This window comes from Rhizobium redzepovicii (assembly GCF_019793435.1).
In the GTDB taxonomy this organism is placed as follows: domain Bacteria; phylum Pseudomonadota; class Alphaproteobacteria; order Rhizobiales; family Rhizobiaceae; genus Rhizobium; species Rhizobium redzepovicii.
On sequence record NZ_JAILYH010000008.1, the window covers coordinates 121,847 to 148,053 of the forward strand.

26 protein-coding genes are annotated in these 26,207 nt (G+C 62.0%); 12 read left to right on the forward strand and 14 right to left on the reverse strand.

Annotated elements, in window-relative coordinates; genetic code table 11:
* Positions 1-20 precede the first annotated feature (20 nt).
* The 8 genes from K6N12_RS14575 to K6N12_RS14610 form a co-directional block, all read right to left on the reverse strand.
* Positions 21-497: a chemotaxis protein CheW gene (locus tag K6N12_RS14575; protein WP_003590275.1), complete on the reverse strand. Its 477-nt coding sequence runs from the start codon at positions 495-497 to the stop codon at positions 21-23.
* Between the two features lie 2 nt (positions 498-499).
* Complete coding sequence (locus K6N12_RS14580) at positions 500-2,308, reverse strand: methyl-accepting chemotaxis protein (protein WP_131711044.1); 1,809 nt, start codon at positions 2,306-2,308, stop codon at positions 500-502.
* A gap of 215 nt (positions 2,309-2,523) precedes the next feature.
* Positions 2,524-4,446 (reverse strand): HAMP domain-containing methyl-accepting chemotaxis protein, encoded by a 1,923-nt coding sequence (locus K6N12_RS14585; RefSeq protein WP_131711045.1) that lies wholly within the window; start codon positions 4,444-4,446, stop codon positions 2,524-2,526.
* Positions 4,447-4,683: 237 nt separating this feature from the next.
* Positions 4,684-6,393: a methyl-accepting chemotaxis protein gene (locus tag K6N12_RS14590; protein WP_097628787.1), complete on the reverse strand. Its 1,710-nt coding sequence runs from the start codon at positions 6,391-6,393 to the stop codon at positions 4,684-4,686.
* A gap of 31 nt (positions 6,394-6,424) precedes the next feature.
* Positions 6,425-6,934 carry a chemotaxis protein CheW gene (locus tag K6N12_RS14595; protein WP_097628786.1) on the reverse strand — a complete coding sequence of 170 codons (510 nt, stop codon included), beginning with the start codon at positions 6,932-6,934 and terminating at the stop codon, positions 6,425-6,427.
* Positions 6,931-8,958 (reverse strand): chemotaxis protein CheA, encoded by a 2,028-nt coding sequence (locus tag K6N12_RS14600; protein ID WP_097628785.1) that lies wholly within the window; start codon positions 8,956-8,958, stop codon positions 6,931-6,933. Before K6N12_RS14600 ends, K6N12_RS14595 begins: the two co-directional genes overlap by 4 nt.
* A complete protein-coding gene (locus K6N12_RS14605) occupies positions 8,955-9,323 on the reverse strand; it encodes a response regulator (RefSeq protein ID WP_003585726.1) in 369 nt (122 codons plus the stop codon). Before K6N12_RS14605 ends, K6N12_RS14600 begins: the two co-directional genes overlap by 4 nt.
* 4 nt (positions 9,324-9,327) lie before the next feature.
* A complete protein-coding gene (locus K6N12_RS14610; RefSeq protein ID WP_131711047.1) occupies positions 9,328-9,651 on the reverse strand; it encodes an STAS domain-containing protein in 324 nt (107 codons plus the stop codon).
* Between the two features lie 342 nt (positions 9,652-9,993).
* Here K6N12_RS14610 and K6N12_RS14615 point away from each other — a divergent pair, with 342 nt between their 5' ends.
* The gene (locus K6N12_RS14615) at positions 9,994-11,736 is read left to right on the forward strand and encodes a chemotaxis protein (protein ID WP_179867174.1); all 1,743 of its coding nucleotides are present in this window, start codon (positions 9,994-9,996) and stop codon (positions 11,734-11,736) included.
* A 38-nt stretch (positions 11,737-11,774) separates the two neighbouring features.
* Here K6N12_RS14615 and K6N12_RS14620 read toward each other — a convergent pair whose 3' ends face one another.
* Positions 11,775-12,857 carry a tetratricopeptide repeat protein gene (locus K6N12_RS14620; protein WP_097628782.1) on the reverse strand — a complete coding sequence of 361 codons (1,083 nt, stop codon included), beginning with the start codon at positions 12,855-12,857 and terminating at the stop codon, positions 11,775-11,777.
* A gap of 10 nt (positions 12,858-12,867) precedes the next feature.
* A complete protein-coding gene (locus tag K6N12_RS14625; RefSeq protein ID WP_097628781.1) occupies positions 12,868-13,521 on the reverse strand; it encodes a thiamine phosphate synthase in 654 nt (217 codons plus the stop codon).
* Between the two features lie 108 nt (positions 13,522-13,629).
* On the opposite strand from K6N12_RS14625, the gene K6N12_RS14630 reads away from it, so the two are divergent.
* Both K6N12_RS14630 and K6N12_RS14635 read left to right on the forward strand, forming a co-directional pair.
* Complete coding sequence (locus K6N12_RS14630; RefSeq protein WP_097628780.1) at positions 13,630-14,394, forward strand: sulfite exporter TauE/SafE family protein; 765 nt, start codon at positions 13,630-13,632, stop codon at positions 14,392-14,394.
* Between the two features lie 163 nt (positions 14,395-14,557).
* On the forward strand, positions 14,558-14,818 hold the full coding sequence (locus tag K6N12_RS14635) for an ArsR/SmtB family transcription factor (protein ID WP_097628779.1): 261 nt from the start codon (positions 14,558-14,560) through the stop codon (positions 14,816-14,818).
* A 199-nt stretch (positions 14,819-15,017) separates the two neighbouring features.
* Here the strand turns inward: K6N12_RS14635 and K6N12_RS14640 are convergent, their stop codons facing one another.
* Entirely contained in the window at positions 15,018-15,191 is a 174-nt protein-coding gene (locus K6N12_RS14640) for a YdcH family protein (protein WP_003566443.1), read from the reverse strand.
* Between the two features lie 228 nt (positions 15,192-15,419).
* Between K6N12_RS14640 and K6N12_RS14645 the strand changes: the two genes are divergently transcribed.
* The 6 genes from K6N12_RS14645 (at position 15,420) to K6N12_RS14670 (ending at position 19,420) form a co-directional block, all read left to right on the forward strand.
* Entirely contained in the window at positions 15,420-15,623 is a 204-nt protein-coding gene (locus tag K6N12_RS14645) for a YdcH family protein (protein WP_097628804.1), read from the forward strand.
* Positions 15,624-15,641: 18 nt separating this feature from the next.
* Positions 15,642-16,136: a 5-(carboxyamino)imidazole ribonucleotide mutase gene (purE, locus tag K6N12_RS14650; RefSeq protein WP_097628778.1), complete on the forward strand. Its 495-nt coding sequence runs from the start codon at positions 15,642-15,644 to the stop codon at positions 16,134-16,136.
* Positions 16,133-17,209 carry a 5-(carboxyamino)imidazole ribonucleotide synthase gene (locus tag K6N12_RS14655; protein ID WP_097628777.1) on the forward strand — a complete coding sequence of 359 codons (1,077 nt, stop codon included), beginning with the start codon at positions 16,133-16,135 and terminating at the stop codon, positions 17,207-17,209. Before purE ends, K6N12_RS14655 begins: the two co-directional genes overlap by 4 nt.
* Before the next feature lie 165 nt (positions 17,210-17,374).
* Positions 17,375-17,500: a type B 50S ribosomal protein L36 gene (gene ykgO / locus K6N12_RS14660; protein WP_003566454.1), complete on the forward strand. Its 126-nt coding sequence runs from the start codon at positions 17,375-17,377 to the stop codon at positions 17,498-17,500.
* A gap of 112 nt (positions 17,501-17,612) precedes the next feature.
* Entirely contained in the window at positions 17,613-18,248 is a 636-nt protein-coding gene (locus K6N12_RS14665) for a tetratricopeptide repeat protein (RefSeq protein ID WP_097628776.1), read from the forward strand.
* Between the two features lie 116 nt (positions 18,249-18,364).
* On the forward strand, positions 18,365-19,420 hold the full coding sequence (locus K6N12_RS14670; protein WP_097628775.1) for an alpha/beta fold hydrolase: 1,056 nt from the start codon (positions 18,365-18,367) through the stop codon (positions 19,418-19,420).
* Between the two features lie 57 nt (positions 19,421-19,477).
* On the opposite strand, the gene K6N12_RS14675 is transcribed toward K6N12_RS14670, so the two are convergent.
* Complete coding sequence (locus K6N12_RS14675) at positions 19,478-20,194, reverse strand: SDR family oxidoreductase (RefSeq protein WP_131711048.1); 717 nt, start codon at positions 20,192-20,194, stop codon at positions 19,478-19,480.
* 228 nt (positions 20,195-20,422) lie between these two features.
* Between K6N12_RS14675 and K6N12_RS14680 the strand changes: the two genes are divergently transcribed.
* The 3 genes from K6N12_RS14680 to K6N12_RS14690 all read left to right on the forward strand — a co-directional run bounded on the left by K6N12_RS14680 (position 20,423) and on the right by K6N12_RS14690 (position 24,185).
* Positions 20,423-21,277, forward strand: coding sequence for a helix-turn-helix transcriptional regulator (locus K6N12_RS14680; protein WP_222148834.1), 855 nt, complete (start codon positions 20,423-20,425; stop codon positions 21,275-21,277).
* Between the two features lie 74 nt (positions 21,278-21,351).
* The gene (ggt, locus tag K6N12_RS14685) at positions 21,352-23,088 is read left to right on the forward strand and encodes a gamma-glutamyltransferase (protein WP_097628774.1); all 1,737 of its coding nucleotides are present in this window, start codon (positions 21,352-21,354) and stop codon (positions 23,086-23,088) included.
* A gap of 122 nt (positions 23,089-23,210) precedes the next feature.
* On the forward strand, positions 23,211-24,185 hold the full coding sequence (locus K6N12_RS14690; protein WP_097628773.1) for a threonine ammonia-lyase: 975 nt from the start codon (positions 23,211-23,213) through the stop codon (positions 24,183-24,185).
* Positions 24,186-24,235: 50 nt separating this feature from the next.
* Here K6N12_RS14690 and K6N12_RS14695 read toward each other — a convergent pair whose 3' ends face one another.
* Both K6N12_RS14695 and K6N12_RS14700 read right to left on the reverse strand, forming a co-directional pair.
* Complete coding sequence (locus K6N12_RS14695) at positions 24,236-25,042, reverse strand: phytanoyl-CoA dioxygenase family protein (protein WP_097628772.1); 807 nt, start codon at positions 25,040-25,042, stop codon at positions 24,236-24,238.
* Positions 25,043-25,272: 230 nt separating this feature from the next.
* Complete coding sequence (locus K6N12_RS14700; protein WP_097628802.1) at positions 25,273-26,169, reverse strand: LysR substrate-binding domain-containing protein; 897 nt, start codon at positions 26,167-26,169, stop codon at positions 25,273-25,275.
* Between the last annotated feature and the right edge of the window lie 38 nt (positions 26,170-26,207).

Consider the following 26,207-nt stretch of genomic DNA (forward strand, 5'->3'; position numbering starts at 1 on the left):
TACTCCGAGTGACGAAGCGGTCAGGCCGCCGATTGCAGTGCAGAGGCGTCCTCGCGCGACAGCAACCGCGCCAGATCGATGATGACGACAAAGCCGTTTTCACGGCGAACGACGCCGGCGATATAGTCCGAACGCCAGCGCACGCCGATATCGGGCGCCGCCTCGATCTGGTCACGCCGAAACGGCGTGACCTCGAAGACGCGGTCGGCAACAAGGCCGAGGGTGAGAAGCCGGCTTTCCATCGGCACGTCGAGGACCAGCACCCGCGTATGCGGGGTCGGCTCGGTCTTCGTCATGCCGAGCTTCAATCGAAGATCAATCGTCGGCACGCCCTGCCCGCGCACATCGCGCAGGCCGAGCAGATAGTCGGGACCATTCGGAATCTTGAAAGCTTCCGCATAGTCGAGGATTTCCCGGACGACCTCAACCGGCACGGCGAAAATCTCCTCGCCGAGGCTGAAGGTCACGAATTGCGCTTCCAGAGATGTTGGAGCCATGATCAGGCGCTTTCCTTGAATTCGACGTCCCCATCATCGGGACCGCCCATGGAGAGATCGAGTGCGAAGCCCTTTGCCCGCGCCTGCTGACCGGCGATGCTGTTGGCGGCGAGCTTCCTGCCGCCGAGGCTGCGGCCGGCGACCGGCGCCGGGTTGCGGACCGTTACCCTGGCGGCCGGCAGGCGGGATTGGCGATCACCTGCCGTATCGACCTTGAAGAAAGCGATCGACGTCTGCAGCTCTTCCGCCTGGCTCGCAAGCTCTTCCGAGGTCGCAGACATTTGCTCGGAGGCGCCGGCATTCTGCTGGGTTACCTTGTCGAGCTGCTGGATCGCCTCGTTGATCTGCGCCGCGCCGATATCCTGTTCGCGGCAGGCCGCACTGATCTCGGAAACCAGCTCGGCCGTCTTGCGGATGTCCGGCACCAGGCGGCCAAGCATTTCGCCCGCTTCCTGGGCGGCCGTTACCGTATCGCTCGACATCGAGCTGATTTCGGCGGCCGCCGATTGGCTGCGTTCGGCAAGCTTGCGCACTTCCGAAGCGACGACGGCAAAGCCCTTGCCGTGTTCGCCGGCACGCGCGGCTTCCACGGCGGCGTTGAGCGCCAGCAAGTCCGTCTGGCGGGCGATTTCCTGGACGATGCCGATCTTTTCGGCGATGGTCCGCATCGCCTGCACGGCGCGCGACACCGCTTCGCCGCTCATCTCAGCATCCTTGGCCGACTGGCGGGCGATCTTCTCGGTCTGCGCGGCATTGTCGGCATTCTGCTTGATGTTGGCGGCCATTTCCTCCATCGAAGCGGAGGCCTCTTCGGCCGAAGCCGCCTGTTCGCTGGCGCCCTGCGATACCTGCTCCGAGCTTGCCGAAAGTTCCTGGCTGCCGGCCGAAACATTTTCTGCAGCCACGATCGCATCGGCGACGACACCGCGCAGGCGCTCGACCATCTGTTCGAGTGCAATGCCCAGCGTATCCTTGTCAGACAGCGGCTTCGGGGACACCGTCAGGTCGCCGCCGGCGATCTGCGCGGCGATGTCAGCGGTGACGCGAAGGTTGTCCGTCATCGTGTTGATCATTTTGACCAGATCTTTGATCTCGTCGTTGCTCTTAATCTCGACCTTCTGATTCAGGTCGCCGATTGCGACGGCGCCGGCAACGTCGATGATCTTGCGCAGCCCGCTGTTGATGCCGAACGCGATCCACAGCGCAGCGGCAAAAGCGATGACGGAGGCGCCTATTGCGAGACCGATCAACATGTTCTTCGTGGAACTATAAAGAACATCGGTGTCGTTATCGGCCTGCGCCATCGCCTTCTGCTGTAGCCCGACGAGTCTTCCGAAAACCTCTTCCATTTCCGCGACGAGGGCGCGAACCTCCCCTGAGGAAAGCGCCACGGCGCCTGCTCTGTCGCCACTTTCCTGTATGGAGGCGACTTTGTTGGAGCCTTCATCGAAACGTTTGGCAAGCTCGACCAGCCTGTCCCAGCTAGGCTTGCCCTCAGCGGTTGCCAGCTGTAGGCCGCTTGTCACCAGCGTGAGCATTTCATCCACGCTTTTTGCCGAATTCTGATAGTCTTTCCTGGCGATTTCGGGGTCCATTTCCAGAAGAGCGTTCTTCTGCCAACGAACAGCGTCGAGCTCGGCAGTTTGCGCTTCCAGAGCCAGTTCCAGCCTCTTTGCAGGACCGGCAATGAGATCGCTGACGGCATCGTTCAGCGAGCTGAGGCTGAAGATCCCATAAACCGCGCTGCCCACCAGCAATAATATGACAAAGCCGAATGCAGCCGCGAGTTTGAGTTTGATCGTAATACGCATCTCAATATTCCTCTCAGAGAGCGAAGCAATAAATATGGTCCAACTGGCGCGGCATCATGCAGCAAAGAAATTCCCATCCGGCGAAACCGACGGAGGACATGAATAAACTTCCGTGTCGCTTCCCCAAGCGCCGAAAGCCTGCGTCACGGGCCATTCTGGCTGGCCCATCACAGTTGCGAAGGGGATAGCGCTCATGCGCTTTCCCCAGAGAGTACCTACGCGCTCTCCCGAAACTCGTCATCGGCCATGTCCGGACCGCCCATCGACATGTCGAGGGCAAAGCCCTTCACGCGGGCCTGCTGGCCGGCGACCGTATTGGCCGGCGTCTTGGTGGCCGGCTTGCGCGGGGCGGCCTGAGGCCGGCTGCGGGCGACAGCCTTTGCCACCGGCGCGCGCTCACGGTGTCCGCCCGCCATATCGACCTTGAAGAAAGCGATCGACGTCTGCAGCTCTTCCGCCTGGCTCGCAAGCTCTTCCGAGGTCGCAGACATTTGCTCGGAGGCGCCGGCATTCTGCTGGGTTACCTTGTCGAGCTGCTGGATCGCCTCGTTGATCTGCGCCGCGCCGATATCCTGTTCGCGGCAGGCCGCACTGATCTCGGAAACCAGCTCGGCCGTCTTGCGGATGTCCGGCACCAGGCGGCCAAGCATTTCGCCCGCTTCCTGGGCGGCCGTTACCGTATCGCTCGACATCGAGCTGATTTCGGCGGCCGCCGACTGGCTGCGTTCGGCAAGCTTGCGCACTTCGGAGGCGACGACGGCAAAACCCTTGCCGTGTTCGCCGGCACGCGCTGCTTCCACGGCGGCATTGAGAGCCAGCAGATCGGTCTGGCGGGCGATCTCCTGAACGATACCGATCTTCTGGGCGATCGTGCGCATGGCATCGACGGCGCGGGAAACGGCCTCGCCGCTGGCTTCCGCATCCTTGGCCGACTGGCGGGCGATCTTTTCCGTCTGAGCCGCATTATCTGCATTCTGCTTGATGTTCGACGCCATCTCTTCCATCGAGGCAGAAGCTTCTTCGGCGGAAGCCGCCTGTTCGGTAGCGCCCTGCGATACCTGCTCGGAGCTTGCTGAAAGCTCCTGGCTGCCGGAAGAGACATTTTCCGCCGCTGAGATCGCATCGGCAACGACGCCGCGCAGGCGCTCGACCATCTGCTCCAGGGCGAGGCCCAGCGCATCCTTGTCGGAGAGCGGCTTCGGGGACACCGTCAGGTCGCCGTTTGCGATCTGATCGGCGATGCCGGCGGTGGTTCTAAGGTTGGAGATCATGCTCTGCATGGCGATGCCGAGCGCATCTTTGTCCGACAGCGGCTTTGCATCGGTGCTGAGGTCACCCATGGCGATCTGGTCGGCAAGGGCCGCCGTGGCGCGCAGATTGGCGGTCATGGCGTTAACCGTATCGATAAGATCCTTGATCTCGTCGTTGGTCTTGACATCGACTTTCTGGTTGAGGTCACCGATTGCGACAGCGTTTGCGACCATCGTGATCTTTCGCAGACCATGGTTGATTCCAAGGGTGATCCACAAGGCGGCGCCGAGCGCGATGAGCACTGCAAATCCGGAAGCACTGCCGAGGATCAGCTTGGTCGAGCCATAGAGCTCGGTGTTTGACGCGGCGGTCGCCTTCATTCCTTTGCGCTGGATTTCGACGAGAGCCGCGATTGCGGTGCCCATATCGTCGGTCATTGTTCTCAGCTCACCCAGTGAAAGCGCCAGCGCGCCGGCTTGGTCACCTCTTGCGTCAAGTTGCTGCAGTTCGGCGGATCTTTCGCGGAACTTCGCGCCAATCGTCTGCAACTTCTCCCAATATGGCTTCCCCTCCGGCAAGGCGATGGCAAGGCCGCTATCGACAGCTCCGAACATCTCCTGCAGGTATTGGTCGGCGTCCTTATAGAAAGCGGCAGCAGTTTCGGGATCCGTGGAGAGAAGTGCGTTCTTCTGGGAACGAATGGCGTTGACTTCGGCAACATTGGCGGTCAGTGCCAGCTCCAGACGACGGACTGAGCCGTTGATCATCTGGGCGCTTGCATCATTCAAAGTTCCGAGACTCATGCTTCCGTAGACGGCGATGCCGATCAGCAGCAACGTCATGATGCCGAAGGCAAGGCCTAGTTTGAGTTTGATGGTGAAACGCATGTGATACCCCCGATTTGCGGTCAAAACGAATGGAGAGAAACATGTCCCCCTGGCGGGACGTCGAGCTTGGAAGGATGTGTCTGAAAGGGGACAAGCGACTCATTCGCTTCCCGGTGGCCGACATCTATCGATCGCAGCACCAACGCCTACACGCGTTGGGGGGTATTCCCGCCTCGGGTCGCTGGGGCAACCCGAGGATCACGTTGGCGAAAGCACTTATGCGCTTTGGGGGAGCGCCTATGCGCTCTCCCTGAAGTCGTCATCGCCAGCGTCTGGACCGCCCATCGACATGTCGAGAGCAAAGCCCTTGAGACGCTGCTGCTGAGCCGAAACCGTCTGGCCGCGGCCCTGGCCGTAGGCCTGCGGAGCGGACTTGCGGACAGAGGCAGAGGAAAGGAGACCCTTGGGCGACGCTTTTGGCTGCACCTTGTTGATGCCGGGCCGCGGGCTGCCCGCCGTATCGACCTTGAAGAAGGCAATCGAGGTCTGCAGTTCTTCGGCTTGGGAGGCGAGTTCCTCTGAAGTTGCCGACATCTGCTCGGAAGCGCCGGCATTCTGCTGCGTCACCTTGTCGAGCTGCTGGATCGCTTCGTTGATCTGCGAGGCGCCGATGTCCTGTTCGCGGCAGGCCGCACTGATCTCGGAGACCAGTTCGGCCGTCTTACGGATATCGGGTACCAGACGGCCGAGCATGTCGCCGGCATCGGCAGCGGCCTTGACCGTATCGCTCGACATCGAGCTGATTTCGGCCGCGGCCGACTGGCTGCGTTCGGCAAGCTTGCGCACTTCCGAAGCGACGACCGCAAAGCCCTTACCGTGTTCGCCGGCACGCGCCGCTTCGACGGCAGCATTGAGCGCCAGCAGATCGGTCTGGCGGGCGATTTCCTGGACGATGCTGATTTTCTGGGCGATCGTGCGCATGGCATCGACAGCGCGCGTCACCGCCTCACCGCTCATCTCGGCATCCTTGGCCGACTGGCGGGCGATCTTTTCCGTCTGAGCGGCATTGTCGGCATTCTGCTTGATGTTGGCGGCCATTTGCTCCATCGAAGCGGAAGCCTCTTCAGCCGAAGCGGCCTGTTCGGTGGCGCCCTGCGACACCTGTTCCGAACTTGCCGAAAGCTGCTGGCTGCCGGAAGAGACGTTGTCGGCAGCCGACAAGGCGTCGGCGACGACACCGCGCAGGCGTTCGATCATCGTGTTGACGTTGCCCAGAAGCTCGCCGATTTCATCGTGGCTGGTGATATCGGCCATCTTCGTCAGATCACCTTCCGACACTTCGCGCACCACGATGTTGGCGCGGTTGAGGCCCTTGCTGATCGAGTTGGCGATCCAGAAGGCGGTGACGGCGGCAATCAGCAGAGCTGCGGCGGCCACCGCAACCATCGTCGTGCGCGTCGTCATATATTGCGCTTCGGCACCGTCGTCGGCAGCCTTCATGCGCTGCTTTTCAAGGGTCAGGATTTCGCTGAGCGTTGCGTCGATGTCGTTGGCAGCGGCCCGCGCCGTGGTGACGGAAATCGTATTCGCGCTTTCGGCATTGCCGGCTTTCACATAGTCACGGATCTGATCGTCGGCTGCATTGAAGGTCTTGGAAAGCTCGGCGATGCGCGCCCAGCGCGCCTTGCCCTCTTCCGTTGCCAGCGCCAGCACCTGGCCGAAAGCGTCGGCGAAGTCCTTGCGGGCCTGATCGCCCTTGGCAATCGAACCGGCCGTCTCATTAGCGGTCCGGGCGGTGAGCAGGTTCTTCTGCTGGCGGATGGCCTCAAGCTGGGCAATGTTGATCTGCTGCGCGAGATCGAGACGAGCTGCCGGACCGGAGAGAAGTCTATCGATCGTGTCGTTCAGCGATCCAAGGCTGAGGACACCGTAGGCGGCGGTACCCACCAGCATCAGAATGATGAACGTGAACGCCGTCACCAGTTTCGTCTTAATTGTCATTCGCATCGTCAAACCCCCAAGTTTGAATTCATCCGGGTCAACTGGCGGCTCCCGCCGCCTTGTGCCTCGATGAAAAAATGGCCTGCAGGTTCGGGAGAATGATAAACTCTCCGCCCCTCTTCACCAGGCAGTTGATGTAGTCGGCGCGCCAGCGCATGCCGATGCTCGGCGGCGCCTCGCTCGCGGATTTTGCAAGTGTCGTCACCTCGTTCACCTTGTCGGTTCTGAGGCCGACGAGCGTCTGCTCGCCCTGCAGGTCGATCTCGATGACGATGATGCGGCTGTCGATCGTTGCCTCTGCTGCTTCCATCCCGAAGGCGAGACGCAGATCGGCGAGCGGAATGACCTTGCCGCGGAAGTTGATGACGCTGGCGACGAAGGGCTGGCTGCCCGGCACCGCGGTCTCAGGAAGCAGGTCCAGGATTTCCTGGACGATGACCGCTTCCAGCGCGAAGGTTTCGCCATTGAGATCAAAAGTCAGGACTTCGACTTCCTCGGCATAGCTCCAGTGATTGTCGAATCGTTCGGCTGTTGCTGCTGCACTCATCCTGCTACACGCAATTGCGCCTCCTGTTGCTGACCCGCGGCAACCAGGTGCCCGACGTCGAGAATGAGAGCGACGCTGCCGTCGCCGAGAATGGTCGCGCCCGAGAAGGTCGCGACGTCGTTATGCAGTTTCGACATCGACTTGATGACCGTCTGGTGGTCGCCGATGATCTGATCGACGACGAGGCCGACACGTTCCGTGCCGGTCGAGATGACGACGACCTTCTGGTGCACGTCGGGTTTGGTGCCGGTGCGGAAGAGGTCGCGCAGGCGCAGGAACGGCACCAGGCTGTCGCGCAGCGAGATGAAGCTGCGGCCCCGCGAGCGGAGATCTTCCTCGAGCGACAGCTCTAGGCATTCCTCGACCGCCGAGAGCGGGATGACGTAACGGCCGGAACCGACACGCACCAGCAGGCCGTCGATGATGGCAAGCGTCAGCGGGATGCGCAGCGACACTTCCGAACCCTGTCCCGGCACGCTGACGATGTCGATCGCGCCGCGAAGCGCTTCGACCGTCTTCTTGACCACGTCCATGCCGACGCCGCGACCAGATAGATTGGTGATCGCCGCCGCCGTCGAGAAGCCGGGAGCGAAAATCAGCTGCAGCAGCTCGGAATCGGAGAGTGGCTGGCCGGGATGAATAAGGCCCGAGGATTCCGCCTTGGCGCGAACCCGTTCGCGGTTGATGCCGCGGCCGTCGTCCTTGATCGAGATGATCACCTCGCCGCCGGCCTGGCGAGCCGAAAGGATCACCGTGCCGGCTTCGGTCTTGCCGGCGGCAAGGCGGTCGGCAGGCGTTTCGAGACCGTGATCGATCGAGTTGCGCACCAGATGCACCAGCGGATCGGCCAGCCGCTCGATGACGGTCTTGTCGACTTCGGTGCTCTCGCCCTCCGTCACCAACTCGATCACCTTGCCGGTTTCGCGGGCGAGATCGTGGACGAGGCGGCGGAAACGGGAGAACAGGGTGGCGACCGGCACCATGCGCAGCACCATCATCGTGTCGCGCAACTCGCCGGAAAGGCGTTCGATTTCTTCCGAGACGGAGCGTAGCGCGATATCGGCGCTGGCGCTGGCAAGCTGGCTGAGACGCGATTGGGCGATGACGAGCTCGCCGACGCGGTCCATCAGCTCGTCGAGACGCTCGGCGGGAACCCGGACATTCTCAGCCGCCTTCGCCTGGCTGACGGCGGCGGGCGGCTCGCGCCTCGCCGGCACCGCCTCGACGGGACGAAACTCGGGAACAGCCGCAGAGACTGCGGCGACGGGGAGACGTGCTGCCTTTTGCTCGATCGGAGCAACATCTACCGTGGCCGGCCCGTCGATCTCCTCGACACTGAGTTCCATATCGTCGAGCACGAAGATGAAGACGTCGTCGATCGCCGAGCGGTCCTGTTCGCTGGTCAGCATCACGTCCCAGGAGATATGGAGTTCCATCGGCGTGAGCTCGCCAAGAGGCGGAATGGCCGAGGTGTTGGCGCGCACGGTGCATTCGCCGAGGTCGCGCAGCTCGTCCAGCAGGCCAAGCGGGTTGGTGCCGTTGGCCATCGAGTTGGCCGGCAGGCTGAAGCGGATGCGCCAGCTGCTTTTCTTCTTCGTCGACACCTCACGCACGATTGCGGGTGTGGCAACAGCGGCCGGCGCCGCCGGCCTGCCGCCGACGGCCGCCTGCAGCTGCGCCAGAAGCTTGCTGCCAGTATCGCCGTGATCGGCGTCTGGCTGGTCGACGAGGGCGCGCATATGGTCCTCGGCGGCAAGAACGGCGGCGACGAGTTCGCTGGTCGCCGCGACCTCGCCCTTGCGGACGCGGTCGAAGGCGGTTTCGCAATGATGGGTGAAGGCGGCGAGCGCCTCGAAACCGAACATCGCGCCGGAGCCCTTGAGCGTGTGAAGCCCGCGGAACACGGCGTCGACGAGATCCTTGTTGTCGAGCTGGTGGGTCAGGTCGAGAAGACCCGCCTCAATCGCTTCAAGGCATTCGGCAGCCTCCATGCGGAACACGGCAACGGGATCGAGCGTGCTCATCGTCCGAGAACCTTCTTCACGATCTTCACGAGATGTTCGGGGTCGAACGGCTTGGTCAGCCAACCCGTAGCACCCGCGGCCTTGGCGCGAGCCTTGAGATCCGCATCCGATTCCGTCGTCAGGAAGATGATCGGGACGCCGGCCTGCCCGGGCAGTTTCCGCAGTTCCTCGATCATCGTCAGGCCGTCCATGACCGGCATGTTGAGATCAGTCACGATCAGATCAAAGCGGCCACCCTTGGCCGTCGCCAGGCCCTCGGCCCCGTCGGCGGCTTCGGTGACGCTGTAACCGGCATTGCTCAGCGTGACCTTGGTGGTCAGGCGGATGCTAGCGGAATCGTCAACAGTCAGGATATTTGCACTCATAACCTTACACCTCTTTATGCAACCAGAACTTGGAATCTTCTTGATCGAAGGATTCGATGAAACCTGCGCGTTCAAGTACCTTCAGCACCGAGCCGCTTGCAGGCGTAGATAGTTTGAATGTCTTCCCCTCAGCTTTTGCTTGACGGCGCGAGGACTCGATGAGTTGAACGAAACTCAGATCCGCTTCCGCACTTTCGGGAATGCTAACTGTGATTGCATCGTTGGCGCGAATTGCGTCAGTAAACTTTGAATATAGTTCGGACGTCGTACGAATACTTAGCCCATCAGGCAAATTTATAGATTCGCAATATTGCTTAGGAGTATCCAATGCAGCCCCCTTGGCCGGAGAAATACTTGACGACCTTTAAAGGACTCTCACGGTAGCGTTAATGCAGGGTAAACAGCGGTTGTATGAAACTGTCGTATAACGAGTCCTCGGACTCCCAATTTCTCATCCGGAATAAGTTGTATTTTTTTCTCAAAAATTAGAGATAAATGAAATAAAAGCAACAAGTTAAGCAATATTAACTAGATGTTCGATTTGGACCGACGCCCATCCACATCTTTCGTTAATCACAACGGTGACGAGTCCGGCGCGTTTACCGGACGTTTTCATCCTGCCCGTAAAACGAGAGTCGAATATGCCTGTGTTTAAGAAAAGGGATAAATGTTGGCACACGCTCTGGTATCGCCGACCGCTGCAGCCTGCACATCCGGACGGGACATCGGCCGGACCCTGGAATCCGCCCGCAGCCGGGTCGAGGAACGTTTTCTCGAAGGCGGCAGGGTACTGCTCTCGGTGATGGATGTTCTCAACCATCTGTTGAATTCTCTTGAGAGTGTCACCGCCGCGCTCGACAATGGGGAGTCGAGCGATACCGGCGCCGATCTCCGTGTCACGGTGGAGAACCTGACGGCGCTGCCGGTCACCGAGGAAAACCGCCAGGAGGCACTCGTCTCGCTGGCGCAGACCGGCAGGGAACTGCGCAAACATGTCTCCGACATGCAGGAGACGATGCGTTATCTCAGAACCTTCGCCGTCACCGTGAAGATCACCGGCGCCGGTCTTGCGGAATTCTCCGGCTTCGCACAGGAGATCCTGGAGCGAATCTATTCCGGCACCGATGAAGTCAACCGTTTCGCCACCCAACTCGACAGCCTCGACAAGGAGGTCAAACTCGCCGCCTCCTTCGGCGCCAGTGTCTCCAAGGGTTATGCCGATACCGTTCCAGCCGTCGCCGCCGCCCTGCGCGACGATGCCGCCAAGATCGCCGAACACCGCAAGCATCTCGGCGTCGTCGCCCGCGAGGTCGGCGCGATTGCCCGCGGCGTCCAGAGCAAGGTCGCCTCGACGCTCTCTGCCCTGCAGATCGGCGACATCACCCGTCAACGCATCGAGCATGTGCAGGCCACCCTTTCGCTGCTTGAGGAATTCTTTGCCGGCGAGGAGGGCGCAAAGCTCGATGCCGGCGCGCGCAAGCGCCTGCAGAACGTCATCCACCATCTCACAGCAGCGCAGATGAGCGACATGTGCGCCAATTTCCAGCGGGATTCGGAGAATGTCGTCAAGACGATCGCCAGTTTCGACCACGACATGCGGGAGATCCTCAAGCTGCGCGATCAGATGAGCGGTGAGAGCGGCGAAGCCGGCGGCAATTTCATGCGCGCGCTGGAATCCAGCGTTTCGGCCGCCCACGAAATCGTCAAGCAGGTCGACACGACAAGCCGCCAGGCCGACCAGGTGAGCCAGTCGACGATCGGCACGGCAGCCAAGCTCTCCGAAGCGATCGCCAACATCCGCGCCGTCAAGACCGACATTCACTATATGGCTTTGAATACCAACCTGCGTTGCAGCCGCCTCGGCGAGGAAGGCAGGTCCATCAACGTCGTCACCGCCGAGCTGCGCATCTTCGCCGGCAAGCTCGACGAATCTGCCGACGCTATCGTCACCGGCCTGCCGGCACTCGAGGCCGCGGCCGGGCGCGTCGCCCCCGCCGCCGATGTCGGGACCGGCGGTCTCGGAGAAAGCCTGACATCAGCTGTCGGCAATATCCGCTCCGCAGCCAATATGATGGAAAATGAGCTGAAGGTGCTCGCCGAGAACGGCCGCGAGGTCGCCACCAAGATCAGCCTGCTGATCGGCAAGCTCGATTTTCAGCGCGATCTCGGCGAAGTCTTTGCCAGCTGTGCCGATCTGCTCGAAAGCGCTGCCGGCACCGAGGTCGCCGATATCTCCGATCTTACCGATGCGATCGCTCCGCTCGACCGCAAGATCTTCAAACACTATACGATGGTCCAGGAGCGCAGCATTCACCGCGACATCATCCCGGCGAGCGAAGACAGCGCCCCGGCGCCCGCCGAGACCGTCAAAGCCGAAAGCGACGAGGATCTTTTCGCCGACGCGCTGTTTTAAAAACGTTCCCGCTTGGGACGCGCAAAAGATGCTGTAATCTATCGCCGCCGGAACTTGTTGGCGGCCTCGATCGCCGCCTTCTGCTGATCATCCTCAATGCCGAGATAGAAATCCTCGAGCGAGGGATCGGCGAGCCCTGCCCGGCGCGACAGGACGTACCACTTTGCCGCCTCGACAGGATCCGGCGCCGTGCCGATAGCGTTGATATAAAGATGGGCGAGCTTGTTCTGAGCAACGACATTGCCGCCATTGGCGGCAAGCTTCAGCCATTCGAAGCCCTTGACGTAATCCTTCGGCCCGCCGACGCCGTTGACGAGCCAGATGCCGAGATCAAGTTGAGCGGTGTCGAAACCGGCGCGCGCCGCACGTGCCATCCACTCGCGGGCGAGCTGCTTCTTTTCCACAGGCAAGTCCTTCAGCGTCGCATAGATCTGCGCCACGGCATATTGCGAATCGGCAATGCCCTGCTCGGCCGATTTCTCGTAGAATGGCAGCGCGAGCTTCAGTCCCGTCTCGCCGGGATGATCGGCGATGACAAGCTGCGCCCAGTTGAACTCCGCCGAAGGATTGCCGGCCTCGGCGGCCTTACGCATGTAGTCGTCGGCCTTGACCTTGTCGCGCGGCACGCCCTGGCCTTCCATCAGGATCAGCGCATATTTGAACATTGCCGCCGCATCGCCGCCTTCGGCCGCCTTGCCGTACCAGAAGGCGGCGTTCTTGATGTCCTTCTTGACACCAAGCCCCTGCGAGAGGATTTCGCCGATCAGCGTCTGCGCCGCTGCATCGCCGAGCTGGGCGCGTGGCAGCGCCTTGTCCATTGCCGTCAGGTAATAACCGCGCTGGAAGGCGCCGTAAGCCTCGTCGACAGGTCCCTTGTAATCCTTCTCCGGCGGCAGGTCCGGCAGCTTCGCACCCATGCGGTCGAACACGCCGACACCATCGGAGGGCCGCACACCCGGGACAGAGGGGCGGTCGGTGCGGAAGGTCGATGCTGGCGCCGAGCCCGGCTGGCTGATGACGCTGTCGGTGGCCTGCGCCAAGACGACACCCGGCCCGGCCGCAACCAAGGCGGCCATGCTGGCAAGGATAAGATTCAACAGGCGGGCGGTGGGGATCGGCATGAGCGCGATTTCAATCCTCAAACCGTGGCGCTTTTTCGTCGAGAAGCGCGTTGACTTCGGCGACGATAGACGGCGCCCGGTTGGGCTCGCCGAAGACAGCCAGCCGCAGCGCCACGAATTCCGCTCCGGTCTCGGCGACGGCAAGCGCCGAGGCCGGATCGGTGCCGCCCATGACGATGCAGGGAATCTCGATCATCGAGGCCCACCATTCGCCGAGCGCAAGGTTCTTCGGATGTGCCTCCGGCTTGATATCGCCGTCGAGCTTGCCGAAGAAAATATAGTCCGGCCTGGCTTCGCCGATCTCCAGCGCATTGTGCCGGTCGGCTGCGTTACCGCCGCCGACGATCAGCTTCGGCGCATGTTTTTCGATCGCTTCCGAAAGTGCCTCGGCATTGCCGGAAAGGTGCAGGCCGTCGGCCTTGGCCCGTCCCGCAACGCGGCTGTCGCCTGCAATCAGGGCGGCCGCCCCGGCATCCTGGATCAGCGGCACCAGTTTCTCCGCATGTTTCTGGAAGGTACCGTCGTCGAGCCCGTACTGCGGCACGATCACCGAAGCGACATCGCCGCCCTTCAGCGCGCCGGCAACGATCCTTGCCTGCTCATCGGCATCGGCAATATCGGGTACGATGAGCACAAGGCGGCAGCGGTTTTCCGGTTCGGTCATCAGTTCTTCCCGTTTCCTCGCGAATTCCTCGTTGAGATGAGGGATCCGCACTCGTTTTGTGTGAGTAGTTCCGTTAGACGAGGCTTGCAAGAGGAGGACGTCGAAAGCATGCCGCAGGATTTATCATTCTACTACGCCGCCGTGCCCGCGGTTCTGCTGGTGGGCCTCGCGAAGGGCGGCATGGGCGACGCTTTGTCGCTGATCGGCCTGCCCTTCCTCGCCCTCGTCGTCTCGCCGGTCGAGGCGGCGGCCATCCTGCTGCCGATCCTGGTCTTCATGGACATGATCTCGCTCGTCATCTGGCGCCAGCACGGCGACTGGGCGACGCTGAAGATCATGCTGCCAGGCGCAGTCTTCGGCATCGCGATGGGCTGGGCGACCTCGGCGCTCGTTCCGGGCAACATGCTGCGCATCGTCATCGGCGCTGTGACCATCCTCTTCTGCCTGCGCTATTTCTGGAACAATTACGGCCCGGGCGCCGGCAAGATCGTCCCGCCGCGCGGACAGCGGCCGGTGGCCGCCGGCCTTTGGGGTACATTTTCCGGCTACGGCAGCTTCGTCGCCCATGCGGGAGGCGCACCCTTTCAAATCTATGCCCTGCCGCTCAAGCTGCAGCCACGCGAATATACGGGCACCAGCGTGCGCTTCTTCGCGATCCTCAACGCCATCAAGCTCATTCCCTATTTCGCACTCGGTCAGCTCGACACCCAGAATCTCGCGACCTCCGCAACGCTTCTACCCTTCGCCCCGCTCGCCACCCTTGCAGGCGCCTGGTGTGTGCGCCGCATGAAGCCGGCGATCTTCTACCCCTTCATGTATGCGATGGCCCTCATCGCCGCCTTCCTCATCGTGCGCGAGGGTCTTGGCTGGTAGGGCAGCCCTGCTGCATCTTCCTTCAATCGGAACCGACCTGAAGAATTATGCAGCAATTCTAAGTGTAACCATCCTTGGCGCGTCTGAAAGACTACGAGGCCGTAGTACGCTGCAATGCACAATTTCCTTGCTGGAACGTCCGGTTTGACGTAGCTTTCCCGCTATGTCGAACACGGACCCCTTCTCTGCGATTGCCGATCCGAACCGGCGGTTTCTGCTGGAGGAATTGCGTCGTGCGCCGCGGACCGTCAACGAACTGGCTGAGGGCCTGCCGATCAGCCGCCCCGCCGTGTCGCAACATCTGAAGGCGCTGCTCGACAGCAACCTCGTCTCGGTGACCTCGGAAGGCACGAAACGCATCTACACGGTCAACAACCGCGGTTTCGACATGCTCAATTTATGGCTGGATCAGTTCTGGGCTTGAAGCCGGCTCACATGACAGCCCCGCCCCTCGTATGGCTGTGACTTGAAGCGCGGCGCTCGCAAAAGCGCCAGCCGCGATGCCGCTGGCATCGGGCTGGCGCAATTCTGGTGTGAACTCACCGGTTCTTGCTGATTTCAGGCGGAATGGATGGATTTACCTTTTCTTTCGCAAGATGATCGACCGGCGACCCTTGGGAAGATCAGTGGACGGATGACTTGAGACGCATAATCTCGTCCTTGATGCGCAGCTTGCGGCGCTTGCATTCGGCAATTTCCGTATCGGAGATAGAGGGAGCTGTTCTGAGCGCGTGCAGCTCCTCTTCGAGAGCGACATGCTTTTTCTGGAGTGATTCAAGATGAGCTTGAACTGTCATTTGACCCTTCCTTCCTCTTACCCTCCCCGGCCAACATCGTCGGGGATCAAGGTGTCAACGCGGCGGACTGTGACATATTTTTGAAGGCTTGTCGAAGGCCAAAAGATGAAGACTGGATGGCAATTTCATGATCAAGACTAACTAGCCGTTACCCGTATTTGGTGATAGGAGCTTGCGGAAATCATCGGCAGATCGGACAAAGTCCGGGGACGATAACGGGGAATGCATATGGCCGATCAGGAACAGGCGGAAATCAGGCTCACCGTGGCGCGGCTGCGCCAGGAGCACGAGGATTTCGACGCCGCGATCAACGCCATGATCCTAACCGGATGCGATGCTCTGCGAATCCAGCGCATGAAAAAGAAAAAACTCGTTATCAAGGACAAGCTCTCCAAGCTGGAAGATCAGATCATCCCTGACATCATCGCCTGAGAGGGAAGAGCAGCAACGATGACAGACAGACCACCCGTCGCCATCATCATGGGAAGCCAGTCCGACTGGGAGACCATGAAAAACGCAGCCGACACGCTCGAGGCGCTGGAAATTCCCTATGACGCGCGCATCATTTCGGCGCACCGCACAGTCGACCGGCTGGTCAATTTCGCCAAGGGCGCGCGCGCGGAGGGCTTCAAGGTCATCATCGCAGGCGCCGGCGGCGCCGCCCACCTGCCGGGTATGACCGCCGCGATGACGCCGCTGCCGGTCTTCGGCGTGCCGGTCCAGTCCAAAACCATGTCCGGCCAGGACAGCCTGCTTTCCATCGTGCAGATGCCGGCCGGCATTCCTGTCGGTACGCTCGCCATCGGCAAGGCCGGCGCGGTCAACGCCGCCCTTCTCGCCGCCGCGGTGCTTGCCCTTTCCGACGAAGAAGTCGCCGACCGGCTAGACGAATGGCGCGAGCGCCAGAGTGCTGCCGTCGCCGAATACCCGATGGACGATCTATGACGGCAAGAACGATCGGGATCATCGGCGGCGGCCAGCTCGGCCGCATGCTGGCCATTGCCGCCGCCAGGTTGAATTTTCGCACGGTCATCCTCGAGCCGCAGGCCAACTGCCCGGCCGCCCAGCTCGCCAACCGGCAGATTACTGCCGCCTATGACGATCCGGCTGCGCTGGCCGAACTCGCCGACATATGCGACGTCGTCACCTACGAATTCGAAAACGTGCCCGTCGCAGCAGCCGAAAGGCTCTCGGCGAGCGTGTCCGTCTATCCGCCGCCGAAGGCGCTGGAAGCCGCCCAAGACCGCCTGGTCGAGAAGCGCTTTCTCAATGGCTGCGGCATAACCACTGCCCGCTTCCACACGATCGACAGCCAGGCCGATCTTGAGACGGCACTGAAGGATTTCGGCGGCCAAGGCGTGCTGAAAACCCGCCGTCTCGGTTATGACGGCAAGGGCCAGAAGGTTTTTCGCTCGGCGGCAGACAGCCCGGATGGCGCCTATGCAGCCCTTGGCGGCGTGCCGCTCATCCTCGAAAGCTTCGTCGCCTTCGAGCGCGAGGTCTCGATCATCGCCGCCCGCGCCAGCGACGGAACGGTCGTCTGCTTTGATCCCGCCGAGAATGTCCACCGCAACGGCATCCTCCACACCTCGACGGTTCCCGCTGCGATCTCTGCGCCGGCGGCGGACGCCGCGCGGCAATCGGCCGAGAAAATCCTTGCCGCATTGAATTATGTCGGCGTCATCGGCATCGAATTCTTCGTGCTTGCCGATGGCGGTCTGATCGCCAACGAGATGGCGCCGCGTGTTCACAACTCCGGTCACTGGACGGAAGCCGCCTGCGTCGTCAGCCAGTTCGAGCAGCATATTCGCGCCGTCGCCAGCCTGCCGCTCGGCAATGCCGAGCGCCATTCCGACTGCGTCATGCAGAACCTGATCGGCGACGATATTCTTGCCGTTCCGGACTGGCTGCGGCGCCCCGATACACTGGTTCATCTCTATGGCAAGACCGAGTGGCGCCCCGGCCGCAAGATGGGCCATGTCACCACCTTGACGCCGAAATCGCCGGTTTTGGCCTGAGAAAACACCCCGTTGCCTTGGGAAAAACACCTTCATGTGGTTGACACGGAAAAGGTGACGGGGTATCTGCTCCCCCACCTAAACAGCGCGCCCGATGGCGCGCTTTTGATTGTTAAAAGATACGGGCGAATGTGAATTCCCCCATAGAGATCGCGGATCAGAAAAATGAAGATCAAGAATTCGCTCAAGTCGCTCAAGGCTCGTCACCGTGACAACCGTCTGGTTCGCCGCAAGGGCCGCATCTACATCATCAACAAGCTGAACCCGCGCTTCAAGGCTCGTCAGGGCTGATTTCGCGCGTCCGGATCGCCCTGCCGCGTGAGCTTGCGCTGGCAGATATATCCGGTGGGTCGCTGCGGTGATCACGTCAAATTTGTTTGATCTTCGGCGCTGGCGGGCTAATATGCCCGCCATGCGCTTTTTTGCTTTGACATCAGCGGCGCTGCCGCTTGCCCTCATTCTGCTCACCTCCTCCTTTCCGGCCGCCGCCGCGGAAAAGCCGGCCGCCGCCACGAAAAAGGAGGTTATCGTCGAGCCGGCGGATGCCAACAATTCGCCGAAACAGCACCTCGACCAACTCTTCAGCCAGCTGAAACGCGAGCGCGACCCCGACAAAGCCAGCGGCATCGCCAATGAGATCCGCATCGAATGGAACGATTCCGGCAGCGCCACGATCAATCTGCTGATGCAGTGGGCCGACAAGGCGATCGAGGAAAAGCGCAATCCCGCCGCCCTCGATTTCCTTGACGAGGCGATCGCGCTGAAACCCGATTATGCCGAAAGCTGGAACCGCCGCGCGACGCTGAACTTCGTCATGGGCAATTATCGCAAGTCGATGTCCGATATCGAACGGGTGCTCGATCTCGAGCCGCGCCATTTCGGCGCGCTCTCCGGCATGGCGGCGATCCTCAGCAATTCCGGCAACGACCAGCTGACCTTGAAGGCCTGGGAGCGTTTTCTTGACATCTACCCCGCCGAACGCACCGCGCAGGAACAGGTCAACACGCTTGCTGAAAAACTTGCCGGCAACCGCACCTGATCCTCGGGCGTTGATCTTGACCTCCGGCCAAGCCGCGCAATTTAGAACTTTAGACGGGAAACGACGCAGCGCGTCCGCTCTCGGCAAAACCGCCGCAACTATCGCCCGTTAAGATCATGCTTGCAGAAGTTTCCGCTCTTCTCGCCCCGCTCGCCGCCGCTATCGGTTACTCCTCCTACAAGGCGCGGCAATTCGAACAGACCTATCCGAATATCGGCGAACTGACGGATGTCGGCGGCTACCGCATGAATGCCGTCCATATCGAGCGTCCCGAAGGCGCCGACCTGCCGGCCCTCGTCTTCATTCACGGCGCCAGCGGCAATCTGCTCGACCAGGTCGTCGCCTTTCGCGCAGCACTCGAAGGCCGGGCCGAGATGCTCTTCGTCGATCGTCCCGGCCACGGTTATTCCGAACGCGGCGGCCCTGACAACGCTGTCCCTTCCGGTCAGGCCGATGCGATCGCCAGCCTGATGGAAAAGCGCGGCATCGAAAAAGCTGTCATCGTCGGCCATTCCTTCGGCGGCGCAATCACCGCCGCTTTCGGTCTGCGCCATCCCGACAAGACCTCGGGCCTGCTTTTCCTCGCCCCCGCCACCCACCCCTGGCCGGGCGGCATCGACTGGTATTATCACGTCGCAACCGTGCCGGTCCTCGGCTGGCTCTTCAACCACGCGATCGTCGTGCCGCTCGGTCTCAGCCGGCTGGAACGCGGAACGCGGAACGTCTTCCACCCCAATCCGCGCCCCGCCGATTACATCGAAAGGACCGGTCCCTCGCTGGTGCTGCGGCCCGACGCTTTCCACAACAATGCCGCCGATTTCAAGAGACTGCTTGCCTATGTGAAGGAACAGTCGCCGCGCTATTCTCAGATCACCGCGCCGACCGTCATCATCACAGGCGACAGTGACGAGATCGTCTGGGAGCACCTGCATTCACGCGGCCTGGCCCGTGATATAGCAGGCTCCGAACTCATCACCGTTCGCGGCGTCGGCCACAAGCCGGATTATCTCGCAACCGATGTCGCCATTGCCGCCATCGAGAAGATCGCCGGCATGCCGCGCGACCTGCAGGCGATCGCGCGCCGGGCCGAAGAGAGGCTCGCCGCCGCATCACGCGATCGAACGCTTGCAGCCGTGCCATCGTTGCGGCCAGGCGCCCTTCACGGCGCATAACCTCTACGGCTCGAGTTTCCGCCGGTGAAACCATCGGCAGCAACACCGAAACCCGCATCAGGCGCTGAGACGCACACCGCCGTCGCAGGTGATCACGTGGCCACTCATGAAGCCGTTTCCGATCAGGAAGGCGATCGCCTCCGCGATATCCTCCGGCCTGCCGACGCGACCGACCGGCGTGCGGCTGGCGAAGTCCGCAAAGACGTTGTCACGCTGCTCCGAGGGCAGGAAACTCCACCACGGCGTATCGATGACCCCAGGTGAAACGCCGTTGACACGCAACGGCTTCAATTCGGCGGCCAGCACCGGCACCATTGCCTCGATGCCGGCATTGACGGCAGCAAGCCCAGCCGTACCGGGCATCGCGGCCTGCGCACTGACCGCCGAAACGAAGGTGATGCTGCCGCCCGGCTGCAACAGCGGCAGCGCCGCCTGGGCTGCCGCGGCATGCGGAATGAGCTTGGTCTGGAACCCGGCCAGCAGATCAGCCATGTCGAGTGTAGCAAAAGGCCCGGCGCCGTGACCGCTGCCCATCGCCAGCACCAGATGATCGAACGCGCCGATCCCGGAAAAAGCCTTTCCGAGTGCGGATAGCTTCGCCGCATCGAGCACGAGGCTGCGCAGATCACCGTCGAGCGATGCTTTTGCCGCGGCAAGTTTGTCACCATCACGGCCCGCAATGGTGACCGTATATCCCTGTTTCAAAAGTAGTTTCGCCGTAGTAAGGCCGATGCCGGAAGAACCGCCGATGACGACGACATGCTGTAAAGACATGATGCTGCTCCTTGATTAGAGCATGATGCCGAAAAGTATGAGCGGTTTTCGGACGACATCATGCTCTAACTCTTGAATTTGGAACAGGATTCAGACTTTAGGCCGACCGGGCCTAAAATCATCCTGTTCTAGTCGAGCCGCAGGCGCTTCAATCACCCGCGACGCCTGCATCATGCGCCGCCTGGAAATGTCAAACAGTTCCATTTTTATCCTGGTATCAATACTGATATGATCCCCGGCATGGACCAGAGAGCCGATACATTCGAAGCCCGCCGCCGTGAATTCGCAGCCTTCCTGCGTTCTCGTCGCGAGCGGCTGGCGCCGTCCGAAGTCGGCTTGCCGGAGGGTTTTCGCCGGCGCACGCCAGGTCTGAGGCGTGAGGAACTCGCCATGCTCGCCGGCGTCGGCACCACCTGGTACACATGGCTGGAACAGGGCCGTGACATCAGACCCTCGGCACAGGTGCTCAATGCCCTTGCCGATGCGCTGCACCTCGACGAGGCCGAGCGCCAACATCTCTTCACCCTCAACGACCGCCAGACGGCGCAGACAGTATCCAGCGCGCCCGAATTCGTCGACGAACCGCTGAAGCGCATGCTCGCCAACCTCACCCACCAACCGGCCTATGTGCTTGGCCGCCGGTGGGATGTGCTCGCCTGGAACCGCGCCGCCGAAGTACTCTTCGGTGGTTATGACACACTCGACCGTGACGAGCGCAACACTATGCATCGCCTCTTCGCCGACCCGGCGCATCGCCGGCTGCTCGTCGATTGGGAGGCGGTTGCCCGCGTCTCACTGGCGATGTTTCGCGCCGACAGCGCGCGTTATGCCGGTGATCCGGATTTCGAGCTCCTAATCGCACTGCTGAAACAGGCAAGCTCTGAATTTCGTGATTGGTGGCAGCGCCACGAGGTCGTCAGCCCGCTGTCGGGTATCAAGCGCATCGATCATCCGGTTAAAGGCCGCATGTCCTTCGAGCATACAGGGCTGACATTGACGAGCCGGCCGGAGATGAAGCTCGTTGTCTACACGCCGCTGGACGATGAAGACACCAACCGGAAACTCGCCGAGCTTCTTGCCTAAAGCTAATCCCTTGCATTGCCTCGGGCCGTCGCAGCCCCATATGTTTTCCATCATTGTCCATAGGAGGGGAAATCATGGACCGCCTGCATATCGGCACGATCTCCGTCATTTCGGCACTGTCGCTGAGCCTGACGTCGGCCTTCGCCGCCTCGCCCGCGCCTGTCGAGGCCGAGCACGGCATGGTCGTCACCGCCCAGCATCTGGCGACCGATGTCGGCGTCGAGGTGCTGAAGGGCGGCGGCAATGCCGTCGATGCAGCCGTCGCCGTCGGCTATGCGCTGGCGGTCGTCTATCCCTCGGCCGGCAATCTCGGCGGAGGCGGCTTCATGACCATCCGCCTGAAGGACGGCACCAAGACCTTCCTCGATTTCCGCGAACGCGCGCCGCTTGCCGCCACGAAGACCATGTATCTCGATGCCAAAGGCGATATCGTGCCGCGCGCCAGCCTCGACGGCTATCTTGCCGTCGGCGTTCCCGGTTCCGTCATGGGCTTCGAAACCGCGCGCGAGAAATACGGCACAAAGCCGCGCCAGGATCTGATCGCACCGGCACTTCGTTTCGCCAGGGAAGGCTACACGCTGGAACAGGGCGATGCCGCAAGTTTCGCCGGCAGCGCCAAACGGCTCGCCAAGGACGAGGCGGCGGCGAAGATTTTCCTGAAACCCGATGGCAAAGCCTATGCATCGGGTGAAAAGCTCCAGCAGCCCGACCTTGCCGCGGTCCTGGCGGCCATTTCCGAAAAAGGTCCTGACGCCTTCTACAAGGCTGCGCCCGCCGAGGCGATCGTCAAGGCAAGCCAGGCCAAGGGCGGTATCCTCGCCAGGCAAGATTTCGAGCAATATGCCGTGCGCGAGTTGAAGCCGGTCGAATGTAATTATCGCGGTTACGACATCATCTCCTCGCCGCCGCCTTCCTCCGGCGGTGTCATAATCTGCGAGATCCTCAACGTTCTGGAAGGTTATCCGCTTTCCTACCTGGGCTACGGCTCGGCCGACACCGCGCATGTGATGGTCGAGGCCATGCGCTACGCCTATGTCGACCGCAACGCTGCGCTCGGCGATCCCGATTTCGTCGAGAACCCCGTCGCAAAGCTCATCGACAAGACCTATGCCAAGGAGATCGCTGCCAAGATCGATCCCTACAAGGCCGGCACGTCGGCCAACCTTAAACCGCTCGGCGGCAAGGAAAGCACCGAGACGACGCATTATTCGATCATCGACGACGAGGGCAATGCGGTCGCCGTCACCTATACGCTGAACGGGTCTTTCGGCGCCGCGGTCGTCGCGCCCGGCACCGGCGTCCTGCTCAACAACGAGATGGACGATTTCACCTCCAAGCCCGGCGTGCCGAACCTTTATGGCCTCGTCCAGGGCGAGGCGAACGCCATCGCTCCGAAGAAGACACCGCTCTCCTCGATGAGCCCGACGATCGTCACCAAGGACGGCAAGCCCTTCATGGTGATCGGCAGCCCCGGCGGCTCGCGCATCATCACCATCACGCTGGAGGCGATCCTGAACGTCGTCGATTTCGGCATGGATATCAGCCAGGCGGTGAATGCGCCGCGTATCCACCATCAATGGCAGCCCGACAAGGTCTATCTCGAACCCTATGCAATTTCGCCCGATACGGAAAAGACCCTCGCCGCCATGGGCTACAGCTTCGACGGCGGCAATGATGCGCCGCTCTGGGGCCAGGCCGCCGGCATCCTCGTCGGCGGCAAAAGCCTCGCCGCCATCGAAAAGGGCGGTGGTGCGCGCTATAACGGCGCCATGGACAGCCGCGCGGCGGAAGGCTCGGCGAACGGCTACTGACGGTCGCCAGCAGCGGGCGGCAAATGCGACAGGCCATTCATGTCACGGTGACAAAGTCGCCGTTCACAAATGGCTGGCCGCGCCCTAAGCATGAGCGAACCCGCAAGCAGGACGATTCCCGAATGGCCAGCATTGAAATGATTGTCGCCGCCCGCGCCCGTCTGCGCGGCCACGCGAGGCGCACGCCGCTTCTCTCCTCTCCCTTCCTGAACGAGATCGCCGGCCGGCGTCTGTTCGTGAAGGCCGAATGCCTGCAGCATTCCGGCTCGTTCAAGTTTCGCGGCGGCTGGTCGGCCGTCTCCGGCCTCGATCCGGCAGTGCGCGCGAAGGGCGTTATCGCGTTTTCCTCCGGCAACCATGCCCAGGGTGTCGCCCTTGCCGCCAAGCTGCACAATGTGCCCTCCGTCATCATCATGCCGAGCGACGCGCCGAAGCTGAAGATCGCCAACACCCGCGCCTTCGGCGCCGAGGTGGTGCTCTACGACCGCGTCAACGAGGACCGCGACGAGATCGGCGCGAGGCTGTCGGCCGAGCGCGGCCTGACGCTGATCAAGCCCTTCGACGAACCGCTTGTCATCGCCGGCCAGGGCACGACCGGCCTCGAAATCTCCGAGCAGGCGGAAGAGGAAGGCGTGACATCAGCCGAAGTCCTCGTGCCCTGCGGGGGCGGCGGATTGACCTCCGGCATCGCGCTCGCGCTTGAAGCCAGCGCCCCCGGCTTTCGCGTCCGGCCCTGCGAGCCCAAGGATTTCGACGACACCGCCCGCTCGCTCGCCTCCGGCAGGATCGAGCGCAACGTGGCGATATCAGGCTCTATCTGCGATGCGATCGTCACGCCGCAGCCGGGAAATATCACCTTCCCGATCCTCAAGCGCCTCGCCGGCGCCGGCATCGTCGTCACCGACGAAGAGGCGCTGCGCGCCATGGCGCTCGCCTTCGTCAGGCTGAAGATCGTGGTCGAGCCGGGCGGCGCGGTGGCGCTCGCCGCCGCCCTCTTCCATGGCGAGGCGCTGGAAAGCGACACGGTGGTCGCCGTCACCTCCGGCGGCAATGTCGATGCAGATATCTTCGCCATGGCGTTGGAACGCTTCGGCTGAGGGCATCGTGAGGCATCCGGCTCTCTTGAGCCGAATGCCGCATTCAACCGTCAGATGGAGTGAAGCGCCCGGCGGATTGCTATCTCGACCGGCGAATAGACGCCGTCCTTCCGCTCAAGCCGAAGCGGTTCGGACGGTGCAAGGCCGGGCTGTCCCATGAAGCGCGGTTCATTGCCGCCATGCTTTTGTGCTGCATGGATCAGGAATGGATGGCACAGATAGACCGTGCCGGCCTGCCCCGTCGCCAAGGCCAGCGGCCGGGCTTCACCGACATGCTCCAGCCGGAGATGGGCCATACCCGCCTCACCCGCCGGTGCCAGAAGGCGCGCGACATCCTTGTGCGAGCCGATACGGATGCGGGTCGGCGCATCCTCTTCCCCGACATCCGAGAACAGGAAAAGCATCAGCAGCGCCCGTCCGCGCGAGGTGATATTCACCCGCCAGGCGGAAAAGTCCCGCTGCTCGTTCGGATCGGAACCCCCACCGGGAAAGCTCAGATCGACATGCCAGCCGGCATCGCCGGGATCGTCCGGATGGGGAAAGCGCACCGGGAAACTGCCAAGCCCGGTGCGTGGCTCCCAGCGCCCTCTGCCGACAAGCTGGTCGAACGCCGAATGCAATACCGGTGTGTTGACAGCTTTCTCGAACGGGCCTCCACCATAACCGGCAAGCCGCACGACCGGTTGCGTCCATGTTCTTGGATCATCCGCACCGAAGGGAATATCGCACCACATGATGGCACGAGCTTCCTGGGCCAATTCGCGGGGAAAAGCCTCGTCGATCCGGATAAAGCCATCCTCGATGAATTGCTCGATCTGCGCGGCGCTCAGCGCCGGTGGGTAAACATTCGATGTCATGAAATATCTCTCTATCGCCAATCCTGCTGGCTCTTTCCTTGGCCAGATGCAGGGTGGTTGCAGTCCACGGCAACGCGCCAGCCGCGAAGGTTGGCAAGCGGCCGCATATTCCGATGCCCGAAGGCAGAGCTTTAAAGGCTCAAGAAGAAGGCCGTAGCGATATTGAGAGTGATCGTCTTCATAGCAGTCCGAAGCTATAGCCACGCGATCGAAGGGTCAATGCGGCAATGTCAGGCCGCCGTCCCGCGAAGCGCGCCATTCACCGACTGCAGCACGAGCTCGGCAAGCCGGGCCGCCGCCGGCTGCGGTTCGGCTTCGGCCCGATGCAGGACCAGCCCGAGCTTCGGCAAATCAGGCAAGCCGATCGTCTCCGGCGCCAGCGGCCGGACCTTTGCCGGCAATCCGATCGGTGTGCGGATAGTGATGCCGAGGCCTGCAGCCGCCGCTGCCCAGAGGCCGCCGAGGCTGGAGCTGACGAAGGCGAGACGCCAGGAAATGCCGGCCTCGTCAAGTGCCCGGGTCGCCGCACTGCGCATCAGGCACGGCGCCTCCAGCGAGGCGAGCGGTATCGGCTCGCCACTTGCCGCATGCCAGCCGGGCGATCTCTCGGCAGGCCCGATCCAGCGCATCGACACCTCGCCGATCCGTTCGCAATGTGCCGTCACCGTACCGTCGCTCCAGGCGAGCGCCAGATCAAGCTTGCCTGAGGTGACGCGCTCAAGCAGTTCGACATTGCGCACCACCCGCGCCTCGATGCGGACCTTCGGATGCGCCCGCGCGAAGCGGCCGAGCACCTCCGGCAGCAGGGTCTCGCCAAAATCCTCCTGCAGGCCGAGCCGCACCCAGCCTTCCAGCTCGATGCTGTGCACGGCCGCAGCCGCCTCGTCATTCAACTCCAGCAGCCGCCTGGCATAACCGAGCATCGTCTCGCCGGCATCGGTGAGCGCCAGCCCGCGCCCCGCTTTGCGGAAGATCGGCGTGCCCGCCTGTTCCTCCAGCTTCTTCAGCTGCGCGCTCACCGCCGAGGTTGAACGTCCGAGCTTTTCGGCCGCCTTGGCGAAATTGCCGAGTTCCATGCCGGTCGAAAAGGCTCGAAGCACATCGAGATCGAAGATCGTCCGTCGCATCATACAATCCCATTTTTTAGGATTATCAGTTCATAAAA